12 protein-coding genes and 1 pseudogene are annotated in these 11,820 nt (G+C 72.6%); 1 reads left to right on the forward strand and 12 read right to left on the reverse strand.

Annotation, left to right across the window (positions count from 1 at the left end; translation table 11 throughout):
- From AC529_RS01895 to recG, 10 genes are all read right to left on the reverse strand, one after another.
- Positions 1-1,887 (reverse strand): chromosome segregation SMC family protein (locus AC529_RS01895; RefSeq protein WP_157080074.1); only part of this gene is annotated, 1,887 nt, incomplete at its 3' end.
- Between the two features lie 521 nt (positions 1,888-2,408).
- Complete coding sequence (locus AC529_RS01900) at positions 2,409-2,600, reverse strand: hypothetical protein (RefSeq protein ID WP_068753190.1); 192 nt, start codon at positions 2,598-2,600, stop codon at positions 2,409-2,411.
- Between the two features lie 349 nt (positions 2,601-2,949).
- Positions 2,950-3,225, reverse strand: coding sequence for an acylphosphatase (locus AC529_RS19335; RefSeq protein WP_083947861.1), 276 nt, complete (start codon positions 3,223-3,225; stop codon positions 2,950-2,952).
- A 44-nt stretch (positions 3,226-3,269) separates the two neighbouring features.
- Positions 3,270-4,160, reverse strand: a complete 891-nt coding sequence (gene mutM, locus AC529_RS01905) for a bifunctional DNA-formamidopyrimidine glycosylase/DNA-(apurinic or apyrimidinic site) lyase (RefSeq protein WP_068753191.1) — start codon at positions 4,158-4,160, stop codon at positions 3,270-3,272.
- 4 nt (positions 4,161-4,164) lie between these two features.
- The gene (gene rnc, locus AC529_RS01910; protein WP_068753192.1) at positions 4,165-4,890 is read right to left on the reverse strand and encodes a ribonuclease III; all 726 of its coding nucleotides are present in this window, start codon (positions 4,888-4,890) and stop codon (positions 4,165-4,167) included.
- Positions 4,891-5,163: 273 nt separating this feature from the next.
- Positions 5,164-5,340, reverse strand: a complete 177-nt coding sequence (rpmF, locus tag AC529_RS01915) for a 50S ribosomal protein L32 (protein ID WP_068753193.1) — start codon at positions 5,338-5,340, stop codon at positions 5,164-5,166.
- Between the two features lie 185 nt (positions 5,341-5,525).
- Entirely contained in the window at positions 5,526-6,071 is a 546-nt protein-coding gene (locus AC529_RS01920) for a YceD family protein (protein WP_068753194.1), read from the reverse strand.
- A gap of 207 nt (positions 6,072-6,278) precedes the next feature.
- The gene (coaD, locus tag AC529_RS01925; RefSeq protein ID WP_068753195.1) at positions 6,279-6,773 is read right to left on the reverse strand and encodes a pantetheine-phosphate adenylyltransferase; all 495 of its coding nucleotides are present in this window, start codon (positions 6,771-6,773) and stop codon (positions 6,279-6,281) included.
- A gap of 66 nt (positions 6,774-6,839) precedes the next feature.
- Positions 6,840-7,421 (reverse strand): 16S rRNA (guanine(966)-N(2))-methyltransferase RsmD, encoded by a 582-nt coding sequence (rsmD, locus tag AC529_RS01930; protein ID WP_068753196.1) that lies wholly within the window; start codon positions 7,419-7,421, stop codon positions 6,840-6,842.
- A gap of 176 nt (positions 7,422-7,597) precedes the next feature.
- The gene (gene recG / locus AC529_RS01935; RefSeq protein ID WP_068753197.1) at positions 7,598-9,796 is read right to left on the reverse strand and encodes an ATP-dependent DNA helicase RecG; all 2,199 of its coding nucleotides are present in this window, start codon (positions 9,794-9,796) and stop codon (positions 7,598-7,600) included.
- A 330-nt stretch (positions 9,797-10,126) separates the two neighbouring features.
- Here recG and rpmB point away from each other — a divergent pair, with 330 nt between their 5' ends.
- Positions 10,127-10,315, forward strand: coding sequence for a 50S ribosomal protein L28 (gene rpmB / locus AC529_RS19340; RefSeq protein WP_083947862.1), 189 nt, complete (start codon positions 10,127-10,129; stop codon positions 10,313-10,315).
- Positions 10,316-10,426: 111 nt separating this feature from the next.
- Here the strand turns inward: rpmB and AC529_RS01940 are convergent, their stop codons facing one another.
- On the reverse strand, positions 10,427-11,203 hold the full coding sequence (locus tag AC529_RS01940) for a cellulose binding domain-containing protein (RefSeq protein ID WP_083947863.1): 777 nt from the start codon (positions 11,201-11,203) through the stop codon (positions 10,427-10,429).
- A 162-nt stretch (positions 11,204-11,365) separates the two neighbouring features.
- Positions 11,366-11,820, reverse strand: a pseudogene (locus AC529_RS20725) (thiamine-phosphate kinase); the annotation flags it as partial.

Consider the following 11,820-nt stretch of genomic DNA (forward strand, 5'->3'; position numbering starts at 1 on the left):
CCGTTCGGCGAGCACCCGGGCGGCCGCGGCCATGTCGGGGACGAGCACGGTGTCGGCGAGCAGCGCGGTCACCGCGGCGCGCAGCTCCTGCGGGCAGGTGACGGAGTCCAGGGCGTGGCGGGCGCCCGGCGGCGGTTCGGCCCGGGGCCGCGGCGGCGCGGCGGCGCCCGTGTCCGCGACGACGATGCCGGCGCGTCCCGCGTCGCGCTTCTTGAGCAGTTCGAGGGCGGCCCGGGCGGCCTCGTGGGTGTCGAGCACGACCGCTTCGGAGGCCGCTCCCAGGGACGCGGCGATCGCGGTCTCGTCGCCCGGCTCGACGTCGAGCAGGGCGGCGAGGGTGCCGAGCACCCCGGGGGCCTCCCCGTCGGAGGCGAGCAGCGCGGCGGCGCCGTCCCGGCGTTCCAGGCCCATCTGGAGCGCGTCCCGGCGGGCCTCCAGGGCGGCGCGTTCGCGTTCGGCGGTCCGTTCGGCGTCCCGCAGCTCGTTGAGCCGGGCCTCCGCCGCGGCCAGCTCCTCGCGGGCCTGCTCGTAGACCTCGTCCAGTTCGCTGTCGCCCAGTTCCAGGCCTGCGGCCTCGGCCCTGGCCTCCTCGAACTCCTGCTGCGCCGCGGCCGCGCGCCGCCGGGCCTCCGCCGCGGCCTGGTCGAGCCGTTCGATCTCGGCCTGCCCGGCCTCCAGCCTGCTGCGCAGCGCCTCCACCTTGCCGCGGAGCCGGGCCAGCCCTTCGCGGCGGTCGGCGGCGGCCCGCGCGGCCGCGGCGATGCGCTGCTCCTCGTCGCGCAGGGCCGCCTCGGCCTCGGCCCGCTCGAAGACGATGCCCTTCAGTTCGGTGCGCGCGGCGTCCAGGCGGGCCTGCAACTCCTCCTCCTGGGCGCGCACCTCCTCGGCCTCGCGCTCCAGCTCCTCGGGGTCGCGGCCGCGGCGCTCCTCCTCCCCGGCCGCGGTGAGGTTGCGGTGGCGCTCGGTGGCCAGGCTCGCGACCGCGCTGAGCCGCTCCTTGAGCCGGGACAGCGCGTGGTAGGTCTCCTGCGCCCGGGTGAGCAGCGGGGCCGCCTCGGCGTCGGCCTGCTCCAGGAGCGCCTCGCGCTCCTGGGCCTGGGCCAGGGCCTGCTCCGCGGCGGCGCGGCGTTCCCGGACCGCGGCCTCGTTGGCCTCCTCCTTGGCCAGGGCCTCGCGCAGGGTGACGATGTCGTCGGCGAGCAGGCGGAGCCGGGCGTCGCGCAGTTCGGCCTGGATGACGGCGGCCCGGCGGGCCAGTTCGGCCTGGCGCCCCAGGGGTTTGAGCTGGCGGCGCAGCTCGGCGGCCAGGTCGCTGACCCGGTCCAGGTTGCCCTGCATCGCGGAGAGCTTGCGCAGCGCCTTCTCCTTGCGTTTGCGGTGCTTGAGGATTCCGGCGGCCTCCTCGATGAGCGCGCGCCGTTCCTCCGGTCCCGCGTGCAGGACGGTGTCGAGCTGGCCCTGGCCGACGATGACGTGCATCTCGCGGCCGATGCCCGAGTCGCTGAGGAGCTCCTGGATGTCGAGCAGGCGGCAGGTGTCGCCGTTGATGGCGTACTCGGAGCCCCCGTTGCGGAACATGGTCCGCCTGATGGTGACCTCGGAGTAGTCGATGGGCAGGGCGCCGTCGGTGTTGTCGATGGTGAGGCTGACCTCGGCACGGCCGAGCGGGGGACGGGAGGACGTCCCCGCGAAGATGACGTCCTCCATCTTGGCGCCGCGCAGGGTCTTGGCGCCCTGCTCGCCCATGACCCACGCCAGGGCGTCGACCACGTTGGACTTGCCGGACCCGTTGGGGCCCACCACGCAGGTGATGCCGGGCTCGAAGCGGAGGGTGGTGGCCGACGCGAAGGACTTGAATCCGCGCAGCGTGAGCGTTTTCAGGTACACGGTCGCGCGCCACCTCCGCGGCCTCCCGACAACATCGTCCGTGGTCAAGAGTGCCACGTTCTGCGAGGTGGACGGCACGCTTCCGGTCCACCGTGACCCCGCCCCGCGCCGGGCAGGTCACGGTGTCACGACGGAGCCGGGTCGACCGCGGCGGCCGGGACGTCCCCCAATGGCGCGCCGCCCTTTTTCGGGCATGCCGAAAAGCGGGCAAGCCCGTTTTCGGGCATGAGGACGCAGGCGGCGGGAAATCGCCGGGTCGCCTCTCCCCCGTCGCGACATGGCTGTCCGGTCCCGATACGGCGGGCCCCACCGGACCGACCGTGTCGCGACTGCGGGAGGAATTTGATCTTTCGGGGTTATCGCCAGGGGTCCGTGGGTAAACCCTCGATAATCCCAATGGAAAGAGAAATCTTCTCAGCGGTCAGCGTCCACCCCCGCGGTCCGCGGGGCGCCAGGCGGCACGACGGTATTCGCAGGCGCCCTTCGGATGCCGGGATGCGCGCAGCGCTGAGGGAACCGCGTCAGGCCAGAGCCGGCTCGCGCTCGGAGGTGGGGACAGTGACGTCCGTGAGCGTCTCGGAAAGCCGGTCGTTCTGGGCCTGGAGTCGAACGATCTCGTCCTCGAGGTCGCGTACTCGCTTCTGCAGGCGCCGCAGTTCCTGGACCATACGGGGGTCCGGGCCTCCGACGTGACCGAACAGAGCTTTTGCCATGATGCGGGTCCTCCACACTGAGTGACCTGACGGAAATGCGCGCGGGAACGAGAACACGACCGGGTACCGGGAATCCCTCCGAGTCACCCCGGTGTGAACGTGGATAAGCGCGTTATGTACCTTCCAGCGTCTCACCGTGCGTGCCGTCGGTCAAGAAATTGGATCGGAAAGCCGACGACGGCTGTGCGCGCCAGCGCCGTTCGGGCATGCGAGGTTCCACGATTCGTCGGTGATCCCCTGGGTGGTGCACTGCGTGGTTCGCCGTGGAGGGGGTTGTCCCTCCGGAGCGGAACGGCCGTGGGTCGCACGCCGGGATCTCACGCGAATCGCGTCCTCATATCCAGGATACTCACCGCTCCTCGAAACCGGTGAAAGAACCCCTATGGTTTGTCCAACGCTCAATCACCGAATCGACACGGCCGGGCGTCTGCCCGCTGCGCAACAGCGCGAGCAGCCGTTCGCAGGCGGCGCGGTCGCCTTCGGCGACCACCTCGACCCTGCCGTCTACCAGGTTCGTTGCGGCTCCGGTGAGTCCCAGTTCCAGAGCGCGTGCCCGCACCCACCACCGGAACCCCACACCCTGCACGCGTCCGCGCACCCACGCGGTCAGACGAATGTCACCCATTGGCTACCCTCTCGCGTCCGGTCCGCCGCACGGGAAAAAGGGGGTCACGCGCGTGCGCGGCGCGGTTTCGGCTGGCACCGCGGACAACTGTACGACGAGCGGTTCATGAACGTCTCCCTCAGGATCGGCGTGCCGCAGCGGGCGCACGGACGGTCGCGGCGCCCGTAGGCGTTGAGGCTGCGCTCGAAGTAGCCGCTCTCCCCGTTGACGTTCACGTAGAGGCTGTCGAAGGACGTCCCGCCCTGGGCCAGTGCCGCGGTCATCACCTCGCGGACCGCCGCGAGCAGCTCGTCGACGCGGGGGCGCGGCAGCGTCTCGGCAGGGCTGGCCCAGTGCAGCCGGGCCATCCACAGCGCCTCGTCGGCGTAGATGTTGCCGATGCCGCTGACCAGCGTCTGGTCCAGCAGCGCCCGTTTGAGGCCGGTGCGCCTGCGGCGCAGCGCCGCGGCGAACGCGTCGTCGTCGAAGGCCGGGTCCAGGGGGTCGCGGGCGATGTGCGCCACCGCGGAGGGCAGCCCCTCCCCCGCGCCGTCGTCGACCAGCCGGTCCACCAGCAGGTGGCCGAAGGTGCGCTGGTCGACGAAGCGGAGCTCCCGGGGGGTGCCGGGGGCGTCGCCCGGCCGCGCCTCCAGCGGCATCCGCACCCGCAGGTGCCGCTCGTCCGCCGCGGTGCGGGGCTGGACCAGGAGCTGTCCGCTCATCCCCAGGTGGGCCAGGAGCGCCTCCCCGGAGTCCAGGGGCAGCCAGAGGTACTTGCCGCGGCGCCGCGCCGCGGTGACCGCGCGCCCCGTCAGACGCGCGGCGAAGTCCGCCGCCCCCGGCGCGTGGCGCCGTACCGCACGCGGGTGCAGGACCGCGACCTCGCCGAGGGAGGCGCCGACGACCCACTTCTCCAGGCCGCGCCGCACCACCTCGACCTCGGGCAGCTCCGGCATCCCGTCAGCTCTCCTGCGCGCTGTCCTGCTGGGAGGCGGCCCGGATGGCCTTCCACGCGGACTCGGCGGCCTGCTGCTCGGCCTCCTTCTTGCTGCGGCCCTCGCCCGAGCCGTAGGTCTGGCCGGCGACCCGCACCGTGGCGCGGAAGGTCTTCTGGTGGTCCGGACCGCTCTCCTCGACCAGGTACTCGGGCACGCCGAGCAGTTCGGCGGCGGTGAGCTCCTGGAGGGAGGTCTTCCAGTCCAGGCCCGCGCCCAGTCCGGAGGCCCGGGCGATCAGCGGGTCGAACAGGCGGTGGACCAGCGCGGACGCCTCGTCCAGGCCGCGGTCCAGGTAGACGGCCCCGATCAGGGCCTCCAGGGTGTCGGCCAGGATCGACGACTTGTCCCGGCCGCCCGTGGCCTCCTCGCCACGGCCCAGCCGCACGTAGCGGCCGATCCCCAGCCCGCGGGCCACGTCGGCGAGCGCCCGCATGTTGACCACCGCGGCACGCAGCTTGGCGAGCTGCCCCTCGGGGAGGTCCGGGTGGGTGCGGTAGAGGGTGTCGGTGACCACCAGGCCGAGCACGGAGTCGCCGAGGAACTCCAGCCGCTCGTTGGTGGGCAGGCCGCCGTTCTCGTAGGCGTAGGAGCGGTGGGTGAGGGCGCGCGTGAGAATGTCGGGGGCGACCTCGATCCCGACCGTCTGCTGGAAATCGCGGGCTTCGGACTCGGAGATCTGCGTTCCCATCGGATTCACATCCTGTACGGACCGTGCGGGGACCCCGCAGGGCGGGGCCGCCGCAGAACTGACTGACCGTTCGGATCGGATACGGAGACTGGGGGCCACGGTCCGGTCAGGAACGCTCGAAGGCGAGGTGGACGTCGCGGAATGGGCACGGCGACCACCACGACCTCGGGAGTTCCCGAACCGCTCTGGAAGACGCCCGCCCCGGGTCCGTGGACCGCTCGCAGGCGTACGAACGGCGGGTCCGACCAGGCTCTCGGACCCGCCTTCGCGCTGTCACGCCGGGCTGATGACCTGGCGGTTGTTGTAGGTGCCGCACGTGGGGCAGGCGACGTGCGGGAGCTTGGGGTCGCGGCAGCGCGGGCAACTGATCAGCACCGGACGCGACGCCTTCCACTGGGAACGACGGATGCGAGTGTTGCTCCGCGACATCTTCCGCTTCGGGACGGCCACTTCAATCCTCCTGGGTCACCCCCGCGCTCGCGGGAGCTCACTTTGCTGGGTCACCCCCCGCGAGCGCGGGGGCACTCGTGCTCCTGGTCGCCCCGCCGCCGTTGCGGAGGGAAGGACCCGGTACGGGGAGCACCGAGTTGCTGGGCTTCGCCGGCCGAACCGCCCGACGTCCGCCGGTGGTGCGTTCAGCTCTCTTCGGACTCCTCGCGCAGCCGACGCAACGCCTCCCACCGGGGGTCGAGACTCTCGCCGTGGCTGTGCCCGGGACCGGCGTCGGCCAGTTTGACGCCGCACTCCACGCACAGGCCGGGGCAGTCGTCCCGACACAGCGGCGACTGCGGCAGTGCGAGCACCACCGCGTCGCGGACCACCGGCTCGAGGTCGAGCAGATCGCCCTCAAGATAGTAGTCCTCATCCTCGTCGCCGGTGTCCGCCTCGTCCACGGGACCGTACCCGTCGTCCGACGGGTAGCGGAACAGCTCCTGGAAGTCGACCGCCAACTCCTCGGAGACCGGGTCGAGGCAGCGCGAGCACTCGGCGGCGTACCGGGTGCGCGCCTCACCGGTCACGAGCACACCGTCCATCACGGCCTCGAGCCGCAGGAACAGCTCGACGTCACTGCCCTCGGGCACGCTGGCCATGCCCACGGCCAACGACTCGGGCGCGGGGACGACGCGGTCCTCGGTCCGCATCGAACCGGCTTGCCTGCCCAGCGGCCGGGTGTCGACCACGAGCGGAGAACGGGAGTCTAGACGAGACAGGGTGATCGCGCTTTCAGTTGAGACGGCTCCCACGCGAGGCGGAAGCGAGGACTGACCACGGCGGCGGCCGGTCGCCGACCGCCCGACCGACCCGCGGACACGACCGCGGAGACAGGCCAATCACCGATTCTACCGGCGGGGATCCCCCGTCCCAAATCGCCGCATCCCGCGCCGCCGTCACCCCCGGCGCGCGGCCAGCTCGGCGTACTTGACGCGCAGCCGCTCCTCCACGTAGGGCGGGACCAGCGCGCTCACGTCCCCGTTGTACTGCGCGATCTCGCGGACCAGGCTGGAGCTGAGGAACGAGTACTTGGGATTGGCGGTGAGGAACAGCGTGTCCACCCCCGCGAGCTGGTAGTTCATCTGCGCGATCTGCAACTCGTAGTCGAAGTCGCTGACCGAGCGCAGACTGCGCACGATGGCGGAGACGTCGTTGGCCCGGCAGAAGTCGACGAGCAGTCCGTCGAACTTGGCCACCGTGACGTTGTCGAACTCCTTGGTGGCCTCCCGGAGCATGTCGAGCTTCTCATCCGCCGTGAAAAGCCCCTTCTTGTTGACGTTCACCAGGACCGCGACGATGACTTCCTCGTTCTGCCGGGCCACCCGACGGATGATGTCGATGTGGCCGTTGGTGACGGGATCGAACGATCCGGGGCAGACGACACGGCGCACGGGTCCGCTCCTCTCTGACTTGCCTGCGGGTCGGCGAGCCGATACCACAGGATTCTGCCCAGCGGGTCAGCCCTGGTCGGAGAGGCTCGCGGCGTGACCGTACCAAAGGCGTGCTTCACCGTATTTACGCGACTTGGCCTCCAGGTACCCGTCGGGCCAGCGCAGGGTGTCGCCGCGTGAGGACCGCTCCACGACGACCAGCGCCCCGGCGGCCAGCCAGCCGCGGCCGCGCAGCGCCGCCAGCACCGCGGTGACCTCCTGCTCTCCGACCGCGTAGGGCGGGTCGGCGACCACCAGGTCGTAGGGGCCGCCGTCCGGTCCCCGCTCCACTACCCGCTCCACCCGGTCCACCACCAGCCGCGCCCCCGACAGACCGGTCCGGACGATGTTGCGGCGGATGACCGCGGCGGCGCGCCGGTCCGCCTCCACCAGCAGCGCGTGCTCGGCACCGCGGGAGAGCGCCTCCAGGCCGATCGCGCCCGAGCCCGCGTACAGGTCCAGCACCCGCAGCCCGGCCAGGGAGCCGAGGTCGGACAGCACCGAGGCGAACAGGGCCTCGCGTACCCGGTCGCTGGTGGGCCGGGTGGTGCGGCCCTCGGGGACGGCGATCCGGCGCCCTCCCGCGACACCGGCGATGATGCGGGTCATCTCGTCGTGTGCTCCTCGTCCGTGCGGTCCTGCGCGTCAACCCTAGGGCGTCGCCGGAGGGAGCCCGCCCGTCGGCAGCCGGAAAAAAATCCGGGGTGACTTCGGACACAGCGGTTTTTTGCGCCCCGCCGCATCCCGCCCCGGGGCCTGCCGGGCGCGGGACGCGGCGGGGCCGGTCACGCCTTCTCCAGGTACTCCGCGCGGTCGTCGCCGAGGAGCTCGTCCAGCGCCCGGGCCAGCACGGGGTGGTCGGCCAGCTCCGGATCGGCCTCGACCAGGGCGGTCGCCTCCTCCCGGGCCCGGCCGATGATCTCCTCGTCCTGCTGCTGGGTGACGGTGAGCATCCGCAGGGTGGCGCTGCGGCCGGACTGGGCCGCGCCCAGCACGTCGCCCTCCCGGCGCTGCTCCAGGTCCAGCCGGGACAGCTCGAAGCCGTCGGTGGTGGAGGCCACCGCGTCCAGCCGCCGCCGCGCGGGACTGCCCTCCTCGGCCTCGGTGACCAGCAGGCACAGGCCCGGCAGGCTGCCCCGGCCCACCCGGCCGCGCAACTGGTGCAGTTGGGAGACGCCGAACCGGTCGGCGTCCATGATCATCATCACCGTGGCGTTGGGGACGTTCACCCCGACCTCGACCACGGTGGTCGCGACCAGCACGTCGATCTCGCCCGCGGCGAAGGCCCGCATGACCTTGTCCTTGTCGTCGGGGGCGAGGCGGCCGTGCAGCGCCGCCAGCCGCAGCCCTCGCAGCGGCCCCTGCTCCGCCTCCGCGAGCAGGTCGACCACGGCCAGCGGGGCGCGCCGCCCCTGTACCCCGGCCTCGGCGTCGGGGACGAGCTGCCCGGCCTCCTCGGGCTCCTCCCCGTCCCCGTCGATGCGCGGGCAGACGACGTAGGCCTGCCGTCCCTGGGCGACCTCCTCGCGGATGCGCTCCCAGGCGCGGGCCAGGTAGTGCGGCTTGTCCCGGGCGGGGACCACGTGGGTGGCCACGGGCGAGCGCCCCTCCGGAAGCTGCCTGAGCGCGACGACGTCGAGGTCGCCGTAGACGGTCATGGCCACGGTGCGCGGGATCGGGGTGGCGGTCATGACCAGGACGTGCGGCCGACCGTCGGCGGACTTGTCGCGCAGCGCGTCGCGCTGCTCCACCCCGAAGCGGTGCTGCTCGTCCACGACGACCAGGCCGAGGTCGGCGAAGGAGACCTGCTCCTGGAGCAGGGCGTGGGTGCCGATGACGATGCCCGCCCGGCCCGAGGCGGCGTCCAGCAGCGCCTCGCGGCGGGCCGCCGCCCCCAGCGAGCCGGTGAGCAGGGCCACCCGGGTGGCGTGCTCGGCCCCGTCGAGCTGCCCGGCCCGGGCGAGCGGACCGAGCATCGCGGTGATGGACCGCTGGTGCTGCTGGGCGAGCACCTCGGTGGGGGCGAGCAGCGCCGCCTGCCCTCCGGCGTCCACCACCTGGAGCATGGCGCGCAGCGCGACCAGGGTCTTGCCCGCGCCGACGTCGCCCTGGAGCAGCCGGTGCATGGGGTGTTCGGAGGCGAGGTCCGCGGCGATCACCTCGCCGACCTCGCGCTGCCCCTCGGTGAGGGTGAAGGGCAGGTTCGCGTCGAAGGCGTCCAGCAGCCGACCGGGGACGCGCGGGCGCGGCCGGGCGGGCTGCTGCTGGGCCGCGCGCCGCCGCCGGGCCAGCGCCACCTGCACCGCGAACGCCTCGTCCCACTTGAGCCGCTTGCGCGCCGCGTTCACGTCGTCCCAGTCCCGGGGGGTATGCAGGAGCCGGTAGGCCTCGGCCAGTCCGACGAGGCGGTGCCGCCTGCGCAGCTCCTCGGGCAGCGGGTCGGGCAGGTCGCCCAGCATGCCCAGCACGGTGGCCACGGCCTTCGCGATCGCCCACGAGGTGACCTTCTCCGCGGCCGGGTAGATGGGGATGAGCGCGTCGGCGTAGGCGCGGGCCCGCTCCTCGGCGCCGTCCTCGGTCTCGAACAGCTCGTACTCGGGGTGGGCCAGTTGGCGGCGGCCCCGGTAGACGGAGACCTTGCCGGCGAACAGTCCGCGCCGTCCGGGTTGCAGCCGGTCGCGGTGCCATCCGGCGCGGTGGAAGAAGAGCAGGGACAACTGGCCGCTGCCGTCGGTGACGGTGGCCTCGAAGATGGAGCCGCGCCGGTTGCGCATCGGCCTGGTGACGCCCCTGAGGACCTCGGCGACCACGGTGACCTGCTCGCCCTCGACCAGCCCGGCCAGGTCGGTGAGCTCGCCGCGGCGGTCGTAGCGCCGGGGGTAGTGCCGCAGCAGGTCGCCGACGGTGTGCAGGTCCAGCGCGGAGGCCAGGACCTTCGCGGTCCGCTCGCCGATGACCTTCAGCGGCTCGTTCAGGTCTGTCATGCCTCTTCCCCCGGCTTCCCCGGGCCGCGTCCCCGCCCGCGCGGCCCGCCACGGTGGCATCTTACGGACGACCGCGGGGCTATACTTGGTGGAGCGATTATCTTGGGACGGCTCCTCAGCGGGGGACTTCCTGGGGCCGGATCTCCCGTTCCGGTTGAGAATCCGGTGTTCGTCCGAGGGCGCGGGTCCCCTGGCTCAGTGGATCCGCTTCGTCTTCGGGTACGCTTCGACGGTTGGCGCCCAGCGCCGACCTGCTTGCCCATCAGACCTCTCTCGGGTCATCGACGTGCGTGCGAGCACAGCCGGCCCGAGCGCGTGAATGGAGTTGCCGTGGCTTCCGTCTGTGACATCTGCAGCAAGGGACCGGGGTTCGGGAACCGTATCTCGCACTCGCACCGTCGTACCCGCCGCCGTTGGAACCCGAACATCCAGACCGTCCGCACCCGCGTGGGCGGTACGCCGAAGCGGCTGAACGTGTGCACCTCCTGCCTCAAGGCGGGCAAGGTCGAGCGTTCCTGAAAACCTGTCCGCCGCACCCCGCGTGCGCGACCGCCGTCGAGCGCCACAGACGAACCGTCGTGGCGCTCGACCGCTGTCTGCGGCCCGTCCGCCCTCCGGGAGGCGCGGGGGTCACAGGGAGCAGGACGCGCCGTTGAGAGAACAGCTCTCGGGGGTGTGGCTGCTGCCCTGCGCGGTGAAGCTGACGGTGGTCGACTGCCCCGGGGGGATGCCGCTCTCCCAGGAGGGCTGGCGCGCGATGAAGCCGTCCTGGGTCGACTCCCACTCGGTCCCCCAGGCCGAGGTCACCTGAGCGTCGCTGAAGCCGACCCGCAGCTCCCAGCCCTCCAGGACGCCGCTGCCGGTGTTGGTGATGGTCAGGTGCCCCATGAAGTTGCTGTCGTCGTAGACGGTCTTCTGGTAGGAGACCCGCAGCGTGCCGGTTCCGCTCTGCGGCACCGGCGCGGGCTGGCGCGCGCCGTCGCCTCCGTCCCGGTTCTCCTGCCCGGCCCCGTCGCTCCTGTCGCGCCCCTCGTCCTCGGGCGCGGCTCCGTCGTCGGTCTCGGGGTCCTCCTCGCTGCCTCCCACCGCGATGTCCACCTGGGTGGAGGCGGCGGCCTGCGTGTTGCGGCCGCCGGTCCCCGGCGAGGCCGACGCGGTGACGCCCGGGACGGGCGGCTCCTGGTTCGGTTCGGCGAAGCGCAGGTAGATCTGGGTGGTGCTGTAGCTGAACAGCAGGCCGGCGACGATCGCCCCGGAGACCACGATGATGCGCAGCGGCCGCGGCGGGGGCACGCGCTTGGGCACGGTGCTGCCCAGCAGGTTGCGGACCGCGGCCAGCGGACCGCTGCCGGGAGCCTCCGCACGGTGCGCGCCGCGTTGCTCCCGTCTCAGCCCCTGCCTCCGCATAGGTTTTCGCGCCTTTCCGAGGATCCGACCGGCCAGCTCCCGCCGGGGGTCTCCGCTGGTGGACGAGTCGCCGGTCGCCAGAGCTTAGCGCGACCAGTCTCTCAAAACCGGATTCGCGTTCTTGGGCGTCCTCCGTATGACTGACCGCCGTTGTCCGGTGTTCTACCTGAAATGATCCCATCCGGGAAGTTCTGGCGCGGTTCCGTCCACGGTGACTCCGTTTCCTTCGGCCACCGTACCGATGACGGTCCATTCGGGAGGCAGCGCGGTCCCGGCGGGGAAGGCGGCGACCAGCGCGTGGTCCTCTCCCCCGGCGAGCATGTGGTCGAGCGGGGAGCGGGGGGAGGCTCCGGCCCGGGCGAGCGCCTCGACCGCCTCCACCAGGGCGGGGTGGGGGCGCAGGGCCGCGCTCCGCAGGTCCACCCGCACGCCGGAGGCCGCGGCGATGTGGCCGAGGTCCTGCACCAGCCCGTCGCTGACGTCGATCATGGCGGTCGCGCCCAGCGCCGCCGCGGCCGGCCCCGCCGCGTACGGCGGCGCGGGCCTGCGGTGCGCGGCCAGGCAGGCCGCGGGCCCCGTGGCGAGTCCGGCCCGGAGCAGGGCCAGTCCGGCGGCGG

The sequence above is a fragment of the Thermobifida cellulosilytica TB100 genome, from assembly GCF_001517975.1.
GTDB lineage: Bacteria > Actinomycetota > Actinomycetes > Streptosporangiales > Streptosporangiaceae > Thermobifida > Thermobifida cellulosilytica.

Bases quoted from the DNA above. Each gene is read 5' to 3' on its own strand.
- AC529_RS01900 (WP_068753190.1), bottom strand. From the start codon at position 2,600: ATGGCAAAAGCTCTGTTCGGTCACGTCGGAGGCCCGGACCCCCGTATG.
- AC529_RS19335 (WP_083947861.1), bottom strand. From the start codon at position 3,225: ATGGGTGACATTCGTCTGACCGCGTGGGTGCGCGGACGCGTGCAGGGT.
- mutM (WP_068753191.1), bottom strand. From the start codon at position 4,160: ATGCCGGAGCTGCCCGAGGTCGAGGTGGTGCGGCGCGGCCTGGAGAAG.
- rnc (WP_068753192.1), bottom strand. From the start codon at position 4,890: ATGGGAACGCAGATCTCCGAGTCCGAAGCCCGCGATTTCCAGCAGACG.
- rsmD (WP_068753196.1), bottom strand. From the start codon at position 7,421: ATGACCCGCATCATCGCCGGTGTCGCGGGAGGGCGCCGGATCGCCGTC.
- recG (WP_068753197.1), bottom strand. From the start codon at position 9,796: ATGACAGACCTGAACGAGCCGCTGAAGGTCATCGGCGAGCGGACCGCG.
- AC529_RS01940 (WP_083947863.1), bottom strand. From the start codon at position 11,203: ATGCGGAGGCAGGGGCTGAGACGGGAGCAACGCGGCGCGCACCGTGCG.